Annotated in this window: 14 protein-coding genes and 1 pseudogene; 7 read left to right on the top strand and 8 right to left on the bottom strand. The window is 71.5% G+C overall.

From position 1 onward, the window contains the following. Positions 1-71 precede the first annotated feature (71 nt). The 4 genes from ABZ098_RS23120 to ABZ098_RS23105 form a co-directional block, all read right to left on the bottom strand. A complete protein-coding gene (locus ABZ098_RS23120; protein ID WP_356594008.1) occupies positions 72-1,454 on the bottom strand; it encodes a hypothetical protein in 1,383 nt (460 codons plus the stop codon). Next, complete coding sequence (locus ABZ098_RS23115) at positions 1,436-2,176, bottom strand: ATP-binding cassette domain-containing protein (RefSeq protein WP_356594006.1); 741 nt, start codon at positions 2,174-2,176, stop codon at positions 1,436-1,438. Before ABZ098_RS23115 ends, ABZ098_RS23120 begins: the two co-directional genes overlap by 19 nt. A 191-nt stretch (positions 2,177-2,367) precedes the next feature. Continuing rightward, positions 2,368-3,732 carry an aspartate aminotransferase family protein gene (locus ABZ098_RS23110; RefSeq protein ID WP_356594004.1) on the bottom strand — a complete coding sequence of 455 codons (1,365 nt, stop codon included), beginning with the start codon at positions 3,730-3,732 and terminating at the stop codon, positions 2,368-2,370. 19 nt (positions 3,733-3,751) lie between these two features. Then, on the bottom strand, positions 3,752-4,294 hold the full coding sequence (locus ABZ098_RS23105; RefSeq protein WP_356594002.1) for an Lrp/AsnC family transcriptional regulator: 543 nt from the start codon (positions 4,292-4,294) through the stop codon (positions 3,752-3,754). A gap of 170 nt (positions 4,295-4,464) precedes the next feature. Here ABZ098_RS23105 and ABZ098_RS23100 point away from each other — a divergent pair, with 170 nt between their 5' ends. Next, positions 4,465-5,904: a gamma-aminobutyraldehyde dehydrogenase gene (locus tag ABZ098_RS23100; protein WP_356594000.1), complete on the top strand. Its 1,440-nt coding sequence runs from the start codon at positions 4,465-4,467 to the stop codon at positions 5,902-5,904. A gap of 186 nt (positions 5,905-6,090) precedes the next feature. After that, positions 6,091-7,281, top strand: coding sequence for a spermidine/putrescine ABC transporter substrate-binding protein (locus ABZ098_RS23095; protein ID WP_356593998.1), 1,191 nt, complete (start codon positions 6,091-6,093; stop codon positions 7,279-7,281). Positions 7,282-7,287: 6 nt separating this feature from the next. Here ABZ098_RS23095 and ABZ098_RS23090 read toward each other — a convergent pair whose 3' ends face one another. Beyond that, positions 7,288-7,743, bottom strand: a complete 456-nt coding sequence (locus tag ABZ098_RS23090; protein ID WP_356593996.1) for a hypothetical protein — start codon at positions 7,741-7,743, stop codon at positions 7,288-7,290. 156 nt (positions 7,744-7,899) lie between these two features. On the opposite strand from ABZ098_RS23090, the gene ABZ098_RS23085 reads away from it, so the two are divergent. Both ABZ098_RS23085 and ABZ098_RS23080 read left to right on the top strand, forming a co-directional pair. Beyond that, on the top strand, positions 7,900-8,325 hold the full coding sequence (locus ABZ098_RS23085; RefSeq protein ID WP_356593994.1) for an SRPBCC family protein: 426 nt from the start codon (positions 7,900-7,902) through the stop codon (positions 8,323-8,325). Between the two features lie 65 nt (positions 8,326-8,390). Continuing rightward, a complete protein-coding gene (locus ABZ098_RS23080; RefSeq protein WP_356593992.1) occupies positions 8,391-8,918 on the top strand; it encodes a hypothetical protein in 528 nt (175 codons plus the stop codon). On the opposite strand, the gene ABZ098_RS23075 is transcribed toward ABZ098_RS23080, so the two are convergent. Then, positions 8,911-10,089: a serine hydrolase domain-containing protein gene (locus ABZ098_RS23075; protein ID WP_356593990.1), complete on the bottom strand. Its 1,179-nt coding sequence runs from the start codon at positions 10,087-10,089 to the stop codon at positions 8,911-8,913. The genes ABZ098_RS23080 and ABZ098_RS23075 overlap by 8 nt on opposite strands. 233 nt (positions 10,090-10,322) lie before the next feature. Here ABZ098_RS23075 and ABZ098_RS23070 point away from each other — a divergent pair, with 233 nt between their 5' ends. The 3 genes and pseudogenes from ABZ098_RS23070 to ABZ098_RS23060 all read left to right on the top strand — a co-directional run bounded on the left by ABZ098_RS23070 (position 10,323) and on the right by ABZ098_RS23060 (position 12,771). After that, positions 10,323-11,990 (top strand): sigma-70 family RNA polymerase sigma factor, encoded by a 1,668-nt coding sequence (locus ABZ098_RS23070; protein WP_356593988.1) that lies wholly within the window; start codon positions 10,323-10,325, stop codon positions 11,988-11,990. Positions 11,991-12,180: 190 nt separating this feature from the next. Continuing rightward, positions 12,181-12,300 (top strand): NAD(P)-binding domain-containing protein, encoded by a 120-nt coding sequence (locus tag ABZ098_RS23065; protein WP_356593986.1) that lies wholly within the window; start codon positions 12,181-12,183, stop codon positions 12,298-12,300. 15 nt (positions 12,301-12,315) lie between these two features. Continuing rightward, positions 12,316-12,771 (top strand): annotated as a pseudogene (locus tag ABZ098_RS23060) (NADP oxidoreductase). On the opposite strand, the gene ABZ098_RS23055 reads toward ABZ098_RS23060, so the two are convergent. Together ABZ098_RS23055 and ABZ098_RS23050 are read right to left on the bottom strand one after the other, a co-directional pair. Further along, positions 12,768-13,460: a glycerophosphodiester phosphodiesterase gene (locus ABZ098_RS23055; protein WP_356593984.1), complete on the bottom strand. Its 693-nt coding sequence runs from the start codon at positions 13,458-13,460 to the stop codon at positions 12,768-12,770. The pseudogene ABZ098_RS23060 and the gene ABZ098_RS23055 sit on opposite strands and share 4 nt — an antisense overlap. Positions 13,461-13,478: 18 nt before the next feature. Further along, positions 13,479-14,519 carry an adenosine deaminase gene (locus ABZ098_RS23050; RefSeq protein ID WP_356593982.1) on the bottom strand — a complete coding sequence of 347 codons (1,041 nt, stop codon included), beginning with the start codon at positions 14,517-14,519 and terminating at the stop codon, positions 13,479-13,481. Between the last annotated feature and the right edge of the window lie 565 nt (positions 14,520-15,084).

The raw sequence follows: 15,084 nt of genomic DNA, 5'->3' as shown, positions 1-15,084 counted from the left end.
TCGGGTGCGTGCTGTACGCAGGGGTAGACGGGCGAGGGCCGCACAACTCATCGCTGCCGCGGGATTTTTCTTCAGCCGGTCAGCGGCAGGGCCGCCAGCTCGGCGACGACCAGGGTCAGCGGGCCGAAGAGGGCGAGCAGGGCGCCGGCGCGCAGGGCTGCCGCGCTGCGGAGCATCGTCGCGGGGGCGCCGAGACGGACGAGCGCGGCCGTGGTGTCCGACCTCGCGTGCTTGGCCTCCACGGCGGCGGTGAGGAGGGTGGCGATCGTGCAGCTCGTCACGAGCAGCAGGCCGAGGGTGGTGAGGGGACCCACTTCGGGGCCCGCGGGGTCGTACAGGGTGGTCATGGCGTAGGCGCCGGAGGCCACCGCGCAGACGATGCCCAAGGGGCGGCCGATACGGGTGGCCTCGGCCATGAGGACGCGTCCGGCGAGGAGGCGGAGCGCCCCGGGCCGGGTGGACTGGAGGAGACGGCCGCACAGGTGGGTGAGGCCGGGGCCGGCGACCGCCAGGCCCACGGCGGTGAGCAGCCAGCCGACGAGGACGGAGGGGGCGCCCACGAGGCCGCCGGGGAGAGGGGCGGCGGGCGTGGAGCCCTGGCGGTTGGCGTAGGCCTCCACGGCCAGGCCCGCGGCGAGGACCGCGATGCCCCAGGGGAGGCCCTTGGGTGCTTCCCGGGGGGCGGGGAGGACCGCTGGACCGGGGTTCTCGGTCGGCTCGTCCTCGGTGGCGGTCGCCGCCGGGGTGCTCCCGCCCGTCTCCGCCGGCGCGGTGCCGTCCGCCTTCGGCGCGGGAGCCGCCGCGCGGTCTTCGCCGGGCTCACCCGCGGTCCGGCGGGCGCGGAGGCGGCCGTACACCCCGAAGGGCTCCCTCGCCGTCGTCCTGCCGTACGCCCCGAAGCGGCCGTACGACCGTGCCTCCCGTCTCGCTGAGACCGGCCTGTCGTCCCGGGGGCGCAGGACGAGTCCCACCGTCACCGACGCGATCGCCGGGACCAGGCCCAGCAGGGTCAGGGCCGCCGGCAATGGCAGGGGGGCGTCCGCCGCCAGGAAGTCCGCCGCCGCCCCGTCGAAGGGCATGCCCGTCAGGTCGCCCCGCAGGTGGAGGAAGAAGAGGAGCGCCAGCATCGAGCCGAGGGTGCAGGAAAGGGCCGTCGTGGTGGCGGCGACGGCCATCAGCCGGGCCGGGCCGAGGCCGATCGCCGCGAGACCGGGGCGGGGGCGGGTGCCCGGGTCGGTGCGGGCGACCGCCAGCGCGAAGTGGACCGTCGCCGCCAGCGGAGTCAGGCACCACGCCAGGCGGAGCACGGCGCCCGACGGGTCCTCGGGGTGGCTGATCGCGTGGCCGAGGGTGCACAGGAGGAGGAAGCCCGTGCCCGCCGAGGCCAGCGCCACCAGGAGGCGGCGCAGGTGCACGGCGGGACGGGCGCCCCGGGTCAGACGGAGAGCGAGCACGCGGTACGGCCTTCCGAGTCGGCCATCGGGGGCAGGTGCACGGTGTTCACCCGGCGTCCGTCCAGGAGGCTGACCGTGCGGTCCGCCAGGGCTGCGGTGTCGGGGTCGTGCGTCGCCAGGACCACCGTGATGCCGTGGGAGCGGGCGGCCGTCGTGAGCGTGCGCAGGACGTGGGCGCGGTCCGCCCGGTGCAGGGGTGCCGTCGGCTCGTCCGCGAACAGGACCGACGGGGCCGGCGCCAGAGCGCGGGCCACGCAGACGCGCTGGCGTTCGGACTGGGTCAGCTCGTGCGGACGGCAGCGGGTCCGGTCGCCGATGTCCAGGCGCTCCAGCCACTCCAGGGCGGCCGTCCTGGCGCGCCGGCGACCGGTGCCGCGCAGCATGAGGGGGAGAGCGGCGTTCTCCCAGGCGTTGAGCTCGGGGACCAGCAGCGGGGCCGGGTCGATCCAGCCGAAGCGGTCCCGGCGCAGGCGCTCACGGGTCATCGGGCCCATGGTGTGCACCGGCACGCTGTTGAACCAGACCTCGCCGCGCTGGGCCGGGGCGAGTCCCGACAGGCATCTGAGCAGTGCGGTCTTGCCGCTGCCGCGCGGCCCGCTGACGGCGAGGATCTCGCCCTCGCGCACTCCGAGGGAGACGCCCCGGAGCGCGGGCGAGCCGTCGCGGTGGGTGAAGTGCAGGGAGCGTGCCCAGAGCACATCGTTGTCCGGCGGGGCCTCCATGGGCGTACACCTCGTTCTGGTCCGTTGTGCCTTGCGATCCCCCGAGCGGGGGAACGAAAGCAGGGCGGATCGGTTACCAGGCACGCTAAGGAGGCGGGGGCGGGACGCCGTACAGCACACGGCCCGGGGTGCGCCCCTGTCACTCGGACGGGCGTACCCCGGGACGTAGAAGCCGCTGAATCCCGGAAAGGCTAGAGCTTGGTCCAGGCCTCGGTGAGGGTCGCGCGCAGGATCTGCTCGATCTCGTCGAAGGTCCCCTGGTCGGAGATCAGCGGCGGGGCGAGCTGGACGACCGGGTCGCCGCGGTCGTCGGCACGGCAGTACAGGCCGTTGTCGAAGAGGGCCTTGGAGAGGAAGCCGTAGAGCACGCGCTCGGTCTCCTCGTCGTTGAAGGACTCCTTGGTCGTCTTGTCCTTGACGAGCTCGATGCCGTAGAAGAAGCCGTTGCCGCGGACGTCGCCGACGATCGGCAGGTCGTGCAGCTTCTCCAGCGTCGAGCGGAAGGCGCCCTCGTTGTCGAGGACGTGCTGGTTGAGGTTCTCGCGCTCGAACAGGTCGAGGTTGGCGAGGCCGACCGCGGCGGAGACCGGGTGGCCGCCGAAGGTGTAGCCGTGCAGGAAGGTGTTGTCGCCCTTGTAGAACGGCTCGGCCAGGCGGTCGGAGATGACGCAGGCGCCGATCGGGGAGTAGCCCGAGGTCATGCCCTTGGCGCAGGTGATCATGTCCGGGACGTAGTCGAACTTGTCGCAGGCGAACATGGTGCCCAGGCGGCCGAAGGCGCAGATGACCTCGTCGGAGACGAGCAGCACGTCGTACTGGTCGCAGATCTCGCGCACCCGCTGGAAGTAGCCGGGCGGGGGCGGGAAGCAGCCGCCCGCGTTCTGCACGGGCTCCAGGAAGACCGCGGCGACGGTGTCCGGGCCCTCGAAGAGGATCTGCTGCTCGATCTGGTCGGCGGCCCAGCGGCCGTAGGCCTCGGGGTCGTCGCCGTGGATCGGGGCGCGGTAGATGTTGGTGTTCGGGACCTTGTGCGCGCCGGGGACCAGCGGCTCGAAGGGGGCCTTCAGGGCCGGCAGGCCGGTGATGGACAGGGCGCCCTGCGGGGTGCCGTGGTAGGCGACCGCGCGGGAGATGACCTTGTACTTGGTGGGCTTGCCGGTGAGCTTGAAGTACTGCTTGGCGAGCTTCCAGGCGGTCTCGACCGCCTCGCCGCCGCCGGTGGTGAAGAAGACCTTGTTGAGGTCACCCGGCGCGTGGTGGGCCAGGCGCTCCGCGAGTTCGACGGCCTTCGGGTGGGCGTAGGACCACACCGGGAAGAACGCCAGCTCCTGCGCCTGCTTGAACGCGGTCTCGGCCAGTTCCGTGCGGCCGTGGCCGGCCTGGACCACGAACAGGCCCGCGAGACCGTCGAGGTAGCGCCTGCCCTTGTCGTCGTAGATGTAGGTGCCCTCGCCCCGGACGATGGTCGGGACCGGGGAGTTCTCGTACGAGGACATGCGGGTGAAGTGCATCCACAGGTGGTCGTACGCGGTGCGGCTGAGGTCCTTGGAGCTCACGGTTATCGGGTCCTCACGGTTATCGGGTTCCCCACATGTAGGTCTGCTTCTTGAGCTTCAGATAGACGAAGCTCTCGGTGGAGCGCACTCCGGGGATGGCCCGGATGCGGCGGTTGATGACCTCCAGGAGGTGGTCGTCGTCCTCGCAGACGATCTCCACCATCAGGTCGAAGGAGCCGGCGGTCATCACCACGTACTCGCATTCGGACATGTCGCTGAGCGCGTCGGCCACGGACTCCACGTCGCCCTCGACGTGGATGCCGACCATCGCCTGGCGCCGGAAGCCCACGGTGAGGGGGTCCGTGACGGCGACGATCTGCATCACGCCCTGGTCCAGCAGCTTCTGGACACGCTGGCGCACGGCCGCCTCGGACAGGCCCACGGCCTTGCCGATCGCGGCGTACGGACGGCGGCCGTCCTCCTGGAGCTGCTCGATGATGGCGAGGGAGACGGCGTCCAGGTTCGGGCTGCTGCCGTTCCTCGACTCGCTCCTGGGCTCGCTCCTGGACTCGCGGGAGTCCCTGGGGTCTGCGCTTCGACTGGCCACGACCACACTGTGCACGACGTCTCGTCGGTTTCGCAAGGTCGAGGCGATGAAATTCGTTGTTTACGTGTCTGAGACCTGCGGATTTCGCAGCCTTGGCGCGATCGGGGGTGTTGAAAACGTGGGCCGGGCGATTAGGGTGGGTGTCTCAGTCAGTGGACAGTTTCAACCCCCTCAGGAGGCCGGCAGTGAGCACCGAGCTGCGTCGTCTGCGCAACTACATCGACGGTGAGTTCCGGGACGCCGCCGACGGGCGGACCACCGAGGTGGTCAACCCCGCCACCGGTGAGGCGTACGCGACCGCGCCGCTGTCGGGACAGGCGGACGTGGACGCGGCGATGGCCGCCGCTGCCGCCGCCTTCCCCGGCTGGCGCGACACGACTCCCGCCGAGCGTCAGAAGGCCCTGCTGAAGATCGCCGACGCGTTCGAGGAGCGGGCCGAGGAACTCATCGCGGCCGAGGTGGAGAACACCGGCAAGCCGATCGGGCTCACGCGGTCCGAGGAGATCCCGCCGATGGTCGACCAGATCCGCTTCTTCGCCGGTGCGGCGCGGATGCTGGAGGGACGGTCGGCCGGTGAGTACATGGAGGGCCTGACCTCCATCGTCCGCCGTGAGCCGGTAGGCGTCTGCGCGCAGGTCGCGCCGTGGAACTACCCGATGATGATGGCCGTCTGGAAGTTCGCGCCGGCGATCGCCGCCGGCAACACCGTGGTGCTGAAGCCGTCGGACACGACCCCCGCGTCGACCGTGCTGATCGCGGAGATCATCGGCGGGATCCTGCCGAAGGGCGTCTTCAACGTCATCACCGGTGACCGCGACACCGGACGGCTGATGGTCGAGCACCCGACGCCGGCGATGGCGTCCATCACCGGTTCGGTGCGGGCCGGCATGTCGGTCGCCGAGACCGCCTCCAAGGACCTGAAGCGGGTCCACCTGGAGCTGGGCGGCAAGGCCCCGGTCGTCGTCTTCGAGGACACCGACATCGCCAAGGCCGTCGAGGACATCTCCGTGGCCGGGTTCTTCAACGCCGGGCAGGACTGCACGGCGGCCACCCGGGTGCTGGTGCAGTCCTCGATCCACGACGAGTTCGTCGCGGCGCTCGCGAAGGCCGCCGCCGACACGAAGACCGGACAGCCGGACGACGAGGACGTGCTCTTCGGCCCTCTGAACAACCCGAACCAGCTCAAGCAGGTCTCCGGTTTCATCGAGCGGCTGCCCGCGCACGCCAAGGTCGAGGCCGGCGGTCACCAGGTCGGTGAGAAGGGGTACTTCTACGCTCCGACCGTGGTGTCCGGGCTCAAGCAGGACGACGAGATCATCCAGAACGAGGTCTTCGGGCCCGTCATCACCGTGCAGTCCTTCTCCGACGAGGAGCAGGCCGTGTCCTGGGCCAACGGCGTCGAGTACGCCCTCGCCTCCTCGGTGTGGACCAAGGACCACGGGCGCGCGATGCGGATGTCCAAGAAGCTGGACTTCGGGTGCGTGTGGATCAACACGCACATTCCGCTGGTCGCGGAGATGCCGCACGGCGGGTTCAAGAAGTCGGGGTACGGCAAGGACCTTTCGGGCTACGGGTTCGAGGACTACACGCGGATCAAGCACGTGATGACTTCGTTGGACGCGTAGGTCTCCAGGGGGTGCGGGTGCTTCTTCGCCCGCGGGTGCGTGGGGGGCTGGTCGCGCAGTTCCCCGCGCCCCCGGGTGGGCGAGCTGTTCCGGCACCGGGATGTTCGACAAGGTGTCCGCCGTGCACCGCTCCGCTTGACGCCGCGTCGATTGTCGGGCCGCGGCCCGGGACGGCATGCTGCGGCAATGCCACTCACATCGCGGACGCCCCCGCCTTCCCGTAGGACCCTGCTGCGCGCGCTCGGTGGCGGGACGGTGCTGGGCGGTCTCGCCGGGTGCGGGGTGCCCGCCGCGTACGTGGCCGCGGGCGACCGGGCCGTCCCCGATTGCTCCGCCACCGACAAGCGGCTGACCTGGGCCAACTGGCCGCTCTACATCGACACGGACGACGACGACTCGACGAAGCGGCCGACGCTGGACGCCTTCCGGAAGCGGACCGGCATATCCGTCGACTACGTCGAGGAGATCAACGACAACGACGAGTTCTTCGGCAAGGTCAGCCCCGCGCTGATGAACCACCAGCAGACCGGCCGCGACCTGATCGTCATGAGCGACTGGATGTGCGCGCGGTTCGTACGGCTCGGCTGGGTCCAGGAGATGGACCGGGCCAAGCAGCCGAACGTCACGAAGTACCTTGACCCGCTGCTGCGTTCACCGGCCTTCGACCCGGGCCGGGCGTACACCGTGCCGTGGCAGTCGGGCATCACCGGGATCGCGTACGACCGCGGGAGGCTGGGCCGCGAGATCCGGCATGTGAAGGACCTGTGGGCGAGCGACCTCAAGGGCCGGGTCACCCTGTTCTCCGGTCTCGACGAGGCGTTCGCACTGCTGATGCAGGGCAACGGCGTCGACATCACGCGGTGGACCGAGGACGACTTCCACGAGGTCTGCGACCAGGTGGAGAAGCACGTCAGGGACGGCCGGATCCGCCGCTTCACCGGCAACGACTACACCAAGGACCTCGTCACCGGTGACGTCCTGGCCTGTCAGGCCTACTCCGGGGACGTGATCCAGCTCCAGGCCGACAACCCCGACATCCGCTTCGTCGTCCCCGAGGAGGGCGCGGAGCTCTGGTCGGACTCCCTGATGATCCCCGACCGCTCCCCGCACAAGGCCAACGCGGAGCGCCTCGTCGACTACTACTACGCCCCCGAGGTCGCCGCGGAACTCGCCACCTGGGTCAACTACGTCTGCCCCGTCCCCGCCGCCCGGGACGTCCTGGCCGCCTCGAAGGACGAGGACACCGCCGCGCTCGCCGAGAACCCGCTGATCTTCCCGGACGGGGAGACGCGTGGACGGCTGGTGATCGCGCGGGACATCACGTCGAAGGAGCGGGTGGGGTACGCGAAGCGGTGGAACGCGATCGTGGGGCTGTGAAAGCGGTCAGTTGTAGTAGGTGTCGAACGACCCGATCCACCAGGCGGCCGAAGGCAGCACGGTCACCTGCACCGCGGCCGTGATCCAGCAACGGCACACGACCGCCGTGCCGAAGGACCACCAGGCCGTCGTGCGCAGCGCGTCCACCACGTCCGCCTGGTAGCTCCGACCGGTGGGGTCCGTCATGCCGGGGTAGCCCATCCAGTCCTCGGTGAAGACGCCGTCCGAGCCGAACACGACGGCCAGCGAGATGAACCACAGGTCGGCCAGGAGGGCCACGACCATGAGTGTCACGTCGAGACGAAGGAACGCGGGCGTCGGCACCAGCAGTCGCACCGCCGGGTTTCCGCCCCTGCGCACCCAGTCGACCGGCCAGACGCGCACGAGCGTGGTGACGGCGTGGCCCAGCGCGGCGAGGGCCGCCAACCACCCGCCCGCGAAGACCAGTCCGAAGAACAACATCACGACACCCACGCCGGGGCAGATGTCGCACGGCAGGTGAATGGTTCCCTCCGTGCTGAGCCGAGAGGGGAGCGTGTGCCGTCCCGGCGGGGGTATCCGCTTCGCACCGCAACCCCGCCGGCCGGCCACCCGGCCCATCGGAAGGAGAGGTACCGCATGTCCGCGTCCCTCGTGGAAACGGTCGATATCGAGGCCCCCGTCGCTGTCGCCTGGGCGCTGTGGAGCGATGTGACCCGGTGGCCGAACTTCCTGAGTCATGTCCGCCTGGTGGAACGGATGGACGAGCGCCGCTTCGCCTGGCAGCTCCAACTGCCCGGCGCCGACAAGAACTTCGTCGCCGAGCTCACCGAGGTCGTCCCGGAGGACCGCATCGCCTGGCGCACGGTGGAGGGGGTGCACCACGCCGGCGTGGTGACCTTCCACCGGCTCAGCGACACCACGAGCCGGGTGACCCTGCAGATCGAGTACGACCCGAAGGGCTTCGTCGAGCACCTCGGCGCGCTGACCAACCTGGACTCGGCGCTCGCCAACTACGACCTCGGCGAGTTCCAGAAGCTGGCGGAGACGGCGGCGGCTCCCTGAACTCGCACGGGCACGGCTTCCGGACTTGTTTTGAACGTGTTCAAATGTAGGCGTACGCTGCTGCCATGAGCGACAGAGCCGCCCACCTCAAGGGCATCCGCGCATGGCTGGTCTTCTTCGTCGTCTGCCTGGTGCTCAGCGGGGCCACGGCCTTCCCGCTGGTCCACGAACTGCGCTGGACCGAGGACGTGCTGCGGCACCTCCCCGCGCCGGACGCGCTGACGGACTGGATCACGCGCGTCCGGCGCGGGCTCGACACCGCCGACTCCGACTACCCCTTCCTCCTCTACGGCACAGACTGGCTGGCCTTCGCCCACCTGGTCATCGCGGTCGCCTTCTACGGCCCCTACCGTGACCCGGTCCGCAACATCTGGGTCGTCGAGTTCGCGATGATCGCCTGCGCCGGGATCATCCCGCTCGCCCTGATCTGCGGACCGATCCGGGGCATCCCCGTCTGGTGGAGCGTGATCGACATGGCGTTCGGGGTCCTCGGGGTGCTCCCGCTGTATGTCGTACGGCGGAGGATCAAGCGGCTGGAGGCGCTCGCCCCGTACGACCCCGAGCGCAACGCCCCTGCCCTGACCGCTACTTGAGCGCTGCCGTGATGATCCGGACGATGACAGGGTTCGCGTCCTCGCTCTTCGCGTCGGTGGAGTTGACCGAGTACACGACCGTGCGGCTCAGGTCGCGGGTGCCGGCGATCGCCGAGTTGTAGCCGTACCGGCCGCCGGACTTGACCCAGTAGACCTTCCCGCCGGACTCGAAGCGCTGGAGGCCGCCCGCGCCGTAACTCGCGCCGGTGATGTGCGACGGGACCGAGAACACCTCCCGCAGGTACGGTCGCGGCACGATCCGGCCCCGGAACAGGCCGGTGAGCAACCGCTCCAGGTCCGCGGTCGTGGAGATCATGTCCCCGGCCGCGAACCGGTCCGCCTGGTTCCACTCCGTGACGTCCAGGAACTCCGTCGTCCCGTCCGCCCTCCGCACCGCCTGGTAGCCCCGGTTGTGCGGGCCGAGGATGCGCGGATCGGTGCCCGGGAAGTACGTGTCCCGCATCCCGGCCGGCGTGAGCACCAGCCGGCTCACCTCGGAGGCGTACGACCGCCCGGTCACCCTCTCGATCAGCAGGCCGAGGAACGTGTAGTTGATGTTGAGGTAGTGCTGCTGCCTCCCCGGGCAGAACTCCGGCTCCTTCGCACCCGCGGACGCGGCGACTCGCTGCGGGCTGAGCGTGTCGAAGCGGTGGGCGTACACCTCCTCGAAGGTGGTGCCGAGACCGTCGCCCGCCGGGATGCCGCTGGTGTGATTGAGCAGGTGCCGCACGGTGACCGGCCGGAACCGTCCGCCGAGGAGGCCGGGCAGGTAGTGCTGGACGGGCGCGTCCAGGTCGATCCGCCCCTCGGCCACCAGCCGCAGTACGGCCGCCGCCGTGACCACCTTCGTCGTCGAACCGGCCCGGAAGCGCGCGTGCGGATCGGCGGGCCGCCCGCTCGCCAGGTCGCGCACGCCCGCGCTGCCGCGCCAGCGACCGTCGGTGCCGCCGACCCTGACCAGGGCCGCGGTGGCGTTCGCGTCGGGGAGCCCGGCGAGCGCCGCGCGCAGCGCCTGGGCGTCCGGCGCGGAGGGGGCACTGTGCCTGGTCGCGGACGTGGTGGCTGACCTGCTCGCCGACGTGCTCGCGGACGCGGCCGTGGTCGGCAGGACGGCGGTCAGGGGCACGGCGAGGGCGCCGGCGAGGATGCTTCTGCGACGAATGTCACGCATGGGTCGGCTCCTGCGGATGTGAGATGTGTGTGATCATCCTGCGGGGCCGTGGCGGTGGCGGGATCGTCGGTGAGAGGGGGGCGGCCCCTGGTGGAACCCTGAGCAACTCCCGCCGTGCGTACGGCAGTTGTGAGGGAGGTCCCCTAGGGGGCGAAAAACTGTTATCGCGGAGCCCTTCACTCCGTCTCCACGCACGACCGTGCACGAAGGGGGCACCGGCCGGAAAGGACGACGTGGACACGCGGCAGTGGCGCGACACCATCGCGGCGGCGCAGGACGGCGACCGGCGGGCGCTGGACGAACTCGTCGAGGGCTGGCTGCCGCTGGTGTACAACATCGTGGGCCGCGCCCTGAACGGCCACGCCGACGTCGACGACGTCGTCCAGGAGACCATGCTGCGGGCCGTCGACAACCTCGGCAGTCTCCGCGACCCGGACAGCTTCCGGTCCTGGCTGGTCGCCATCGCCATGCGCCAGATACGCGACCGGGCCCGTCGCAGGACCGCCGCCCCGCTGGACGAGTCGGCCGCTCGCGGAGCCGCCGACTTCGCCGAACTCACTGTCCTGCGACTCCAGTTGGAGGGTCAGCGGCGCGAGGTCGCCGAGGCCGTGCGCTGGCTCGACGACGAGGACCGGCAACTGCTCTCGCTGTGGTGGCTGGAGGTCGCGGGCGAACTCACCCGGCGCGAGCTGGCCGCCGCGGTCGGCATCAGCCGGCAGCACGCCGCCGTGCGCGTCCAGCGGATGAAGGAGCGCCTGGAGACCTCCCGCGGCATCGTCCGCGCCCTCGACGGCGCCTGCCCCGACCTGCGCGAGCTCACCGCCCGCTGGAACGGCCGCCCCGACTCGGTCTGGCGCAAGCGGCTGGCCAGGCACATCCGCGGCTGCGGCTACTGCGGGGACACCCGCGAGTCCGTCGTACCGGCGGAGCGGCTGCTGGTCGGGATCGCGCTGGTGCCCGTCCCGGTCGGGTTCACCCTCTCCCTGGCCCTCGGCGGCAAGACGGCCGCGGCCGCCACCGCCACGGTCGCGTCCGCGAGCTGGTCCGCCAAGGTGCTGAGCGCGCTCACCCAGCCCGTCGTCGCGGTCACCGCCGGGGCGACGATCGTCGCGGGCGGCGCGTACGTCGTCACGCGGACCCCGCAGGCCCCGGCGCCCCGGGTGGCCGTCTCGCCCACCGCGGCGAGCACCCACCGGGCGCCCTCCCCGCCGACCACACCGTCGTCCTCGCCGTCGCCCACTCCTTCTCCTTCGGCGACCCCCACGAAGAGCGTCCGCTACGGCAGCGTCGTCGACGCCGTCGACCGGGCCCCGGACCCCGACACCCCTCCCGCCCCCCTGCCGCACCGGCCCGAGACCGGCATCGCCAGCACCGGCGGCGCGCACGCCGTCATGAACCACCGCGGGGACGGCGTCACCCTCACCGGCCAGGGCTACGTCCTCGTCCGCTGGCAGATCTCGCCGCAGTACCGGGCCGGCAGCCTCGTCATGCCGGCCTGGACCGGCCTGGAGGGCGAGCTCTTCCACGTCGCCTCGGGCGGCGGCCGCCGCATGGACGACCCCGTCAGCGGCACGGACGGCACCGCCACCGGCATGGGCAACCCCACCGTCGGCTACGCCGTCCTGCCCGCCGGCACCCAGCAGATGTGGCAGAACGAGTACTTCTACCTCGACGGCAGCGTCACCCTCACGGTCAACGAACGCGGCGCCGACTACGGCCTCAGCGTCTTCCCGTCCACCTGGGCCGCGGTGGAGAAGGACATCACCACCGGCCCCGACCAGGGCGTCAGGCGCTACGGCCTGGTCCGCGACACCGGCGGCGACGACACCCCGGTGCCGCAGTACGTCACCCGGTCGACTCCGGCCGACCCGGCGACCGTGGCCCAGAGGTCCCGGGTGTAGCGCCGCCGTAGCGATCCTGGTCGTCCATCAAGGGGTTCCAGGTGTGGGAGACCAGGTCGAAGGCGAGGCGGGTGCGGCAGTCGGCGAGGAAGGCGAGGTCGGCGGTCACGTACCGAATGGTGCCCGAGCGTGTTCCTACTGTCGTCCCGGATCCGGAGAAGCGGGAGTTCCGGCGAACAGAGGAGACGTCATGCGGGTGGGAATCGTCGGCCGGGGCGGTATGGCGGACGCGCTGGGCACGCAGTGGCGGCGGGCCGGGCACGAGGTGGTCACCGGGAGCCGCTCGGGCGGGCTGCGCGAGGCGGCGTAGTCCGGCACGGACGCGGTGCTGCTCGCGGTGCCGTACGAGGCGGTGGTCGAGGTCGTCGACGGGCTCGGGGAGGCGCTGAGGGGGGAAGGTGCTGATCGACTGCACCAATCCGGTCGGCCGCGACTTCGGTCTGCTCACGACGGGCGGGCCCTCGGCCGCTGAGCGCGTCGCCGCGCGCTCCCGGCCCACGTCGTGAAGGCCTTCAACCTGTGCCACGTCGACGTGTGGCGGCTGACCCCGCCCGTCTTCGACGGCCGCCCCCTCGCGGTGTCGCTGTGCGGGGACGACGAGGGGGCCCTGACCGTCGTACGACGACTCGTCCGCGACCTTGGCTGCGAGCCGCTGGACGCCGGGGGACTGGACCGGGCCGGGCTCCTGGAGGCGACCGCCGCGCTGCTGATCCGACTGTGGGTGCGGGAGGGTGTGGACGCGCAGGCGATCTTGCCGCCCCTGGCGTACTCCGGGGCCTAACTCCCGCCCGCGTTTTTCATCGCGCAGAGCAGGTCCACCCGGTTCGTCGTGATCGAGTCGACGCCGAGGGCGGCGAGGCGGCGCATCGAGCGGCGGGTGTCGGGGGTCCAGACGGAGATCAGGTAGCCGTCGGTGTGGACGCGGTCGGCGAGGTCCTTGTCGACCAGGCCGAAGCGGTAGTTGAGCCAGCGGGGCTTGACCGCGTCCAGGAGGACCGGGCGTGGGGGCGCGAGGGACGTCCAGGTGAGCGCGATCTCGGCGGCCGGGTCCGCCGCGCGCACGGCGAGCATGGCGGAGGCGCCGGCGCAGTAGTAGACGCGGTCCTGGGCCCCGGACGCGCGCACGACGTCGACCACGCGGCGGGCGACTCGTACCTCCCTCGTGCCGGGCAGGTCGAGCATCAGACGGCTGCCCTCGGTGGCTGCGAGAGCCTCCGCGAGTGTCGGCACCCTGCCGTCGGTCAGCCCTCGCACCTCGTCCGCCGACAGGGAGAGGAGCGGACGGTCGTGCTCCCACAGCCGCTTCAGCGTGTCGTCGTGGAGCAGCACCGGCACGCCGTCCCTGGTGAGCCGTACGTCGATCTCCACCGCGTCCGCGCCCCGGTCGAGCGCGGAACGCAGGGAGTCGATCGTGTTCTCACGGACGCGGTAGGGGTCGCCGCGGTGTGCCACGGCCGTCAGCTTCTGCATGCGCCCATTGTGGTGGGATCACGGGGCGAGCCAGGTGGTGGTGTACGTGTCGATCTCGTCCTTGATCCTTGTCTTGCCCGGCTCGTCGAGGAACGAGACGTCCACCGCGTCCTTCGCGAGCGCGGCCAGGCCCGACTCGTCGAGGTTCAGGAGCCTCGCCGCCACCGCGTACTCGCTGTTCAGGTCCGTGCCGAACATCGGCGGGTCGTCGGAGTTGATCGTGACGACCACGCCCGCCTTCACGAACTCCTTGATCGGGTGCTCGTCGAGGGTGCGGACGGCTCGGGTCGCGATGTTGGAGGTGGGGCACACCTCCAGCGGGATGCGGTGCTCGGCGAGGTGGGCGAGGAGCGCCGGGTCCCGGAAGGAGCTCGTGCCGTGGCCGATGCGCTCGGCGCGCAGGTGGGTGAGGGCGTCCCACACCGTCTCCGGGCCGGTCGTCTCGCCGGCGTGCGGGACCGAGTGCAGGCCCGCCGCGATCGCCCGGTCGAAGTACGGCTTGAACTGGGGACGGGGGACGCCGATCTCGGGCCCGCCGAGACCGAAACTCACGAGGCCCTCCGGGCGGAGGCGGTCGTCGGTGGCGAGGCGGGTCGTCTCCTCGGCGGCTTCCAGACCGGCCTCGCCGGGGATGTCGAAGCACCAGCGCAGTACGGTGCCGAACTCCGACTCCGCCGCCTTGCGGGCGTCCTCGATCGCCTCCATGAACGCGCGCTCGTCGATGCCGCGGCGGGTCGAGGAGAACGGGGTGATGGTGAGCTCGGCGTAGCGGACCTGCTGGCGGGCGAGTTCCCTCGCGACCTCGTAGGTGAGGAGCCGTACGTCCTCGGGGGTGCGGATCAGGTCCACGACGCTGAGGTAGACGTCGATGAAGTGGGCGAAGTCCGTGAACGTGAAGTAGTCGACGAGCGCCTCGGGGTCCGTGGGGACCTTGGAGTCGGGGTGGCGGGCGGCCAGTTCGGAGACGATGCGGGGGGAGGCCGAGCCGACGTGGTGGACGTGCAGTTCGGCCTTGGGCAGGCCGGCGATGAAGGCGTGCAGGTGGTCGGTGGTCGTCATGGGGCCTCCCCTTGCTGGGCGCCGGGCACGGTGGGGTGGTGCGGTGAGGTGACGTCCCGTCCCGTCCTGTTCGTGCGGCGCGGTGATCGGCTGATCGATGCGGAACATGGTAGGCGGGGGTGTGGGGGTGCGGTGCGGGGGTGTGCGCGGGTGCGGCTCGGTGGGGGCGGGCGTCTGTGCGCAGTTCCCCGCGCCCCTGGATGCCTGCGGCGGCCTGTGCGGCTCGGTGGGGGCGGGCGTCTGTGCGCAGTTCCCCGCGCCCCTGGATGCCTGCGGCGGCCCGTGCGGCTCCGGTGGGGGCGGCCGCAGCGCGTGCGGTTCGGTGCCCGGCGGACGGTCCGTCGTGGCGCGTGAGGTGAGGGGCGGCCCGTCGTGGGCGCCGGTGACTGCAACTCCCCAGGGGCGCGGGGAACTGCGCGACCAGCCCCCACGGACCCTCACCCGCCCCCGAACCGAACCCGGCACCCCCCTGGGCGCCCGGCTCAACCCCAGCGCAGGGGCCCCACCCGCCCCCGAACCGAACCGAACCCGGCACCCCCTACCCGCCCCGCCCAAGCCCAGCGCA

Origin of the sequence: Streptomyces sp. NPDC006335 (genome assembly GCF_040612795.1) — a bacterium.
Taxonomy (GTDB): domain Bacteria; phylum Actinomycetota; class Actinomycetes; order Streptomycetales; family Streptomycetaceae; genus Streptomyces.
This window is presented reverse-complemented; position numbering and strand designations above follow the sequence as displayed.

What these genes read in the sequence shown, in the direction of transcription:
- ABZ098_RS23115 (WP_356594006.1), bottom strand. Translation starts at nt 2,176, where the DNA reads ATGGAGGCCCCGCCGGACAACGATGTGCTCTGGGCACGCTCCCTGCAC.
- ABZ098_RS23095 (WP_356593998.1), top strand. Translation starts at nt 6,091, where the DNA reads ATGCCACTCACATCGCGGACGCCCCCGCCTTCCCGTAGGACCCTGCTG.
- ABZ098_RS23090 (WP_356593996.1), bottom strand. Translation starts at nt 7,743, where the DNA reads ATGTTGTTCTTCGGACTGGTCTTCGCGGGCGGGTGGTTGGCGGCCCTC.
- ABZ098_RS23085 (WP_356593994.1), top strand. Translation starts at nt 7,900, where the DNA reads ATGTCCGCGTCCCTCGTGGAAACGGTCGATATCGAGGCCCCCGTCGCT.
- ABZ098_RS23080 (WP_356593992.1), top strand. Translation starts at nt 8,391, where the DNA reads ATGAGCGACAGAGCCGCCCACCTCAAGGGCATCCGCGCATGGCTGGTC.
- ABZ098_RS23075 (WP_356593990.1), bottom strand. Translation starts at nt 10,089, where the DNA reads ATGCGTGACATTCGTCGCAGAAGCATCCTCGCCGGCGCCCTCGCCGTG.
- ABZ098_RS23065 (WP_356593986.1), top strand. Translation starts at nt 12,181, where the DNA reads ATGCGGGTGGGAATCGTCGGCCGGGGCGGTATGGCGGACGCGCTGGGC.
- ABZ098_RS23055 (WP_356593984.1), bottom strand. Translation starts at nt 13,460, where the DNA reads ATGCAGAAGCTGACGGCCGTGGCACACCGCGGCGACCCCTACCGCGTC.
- ABZ098_RS23050 (WP_356593982.1), bottom strand. Translation starts at nt 14,519, where the DNA reads ATGACGACCACCGACCACCTGCACGCCTTCATCGCCGGCCTGCCCAAG.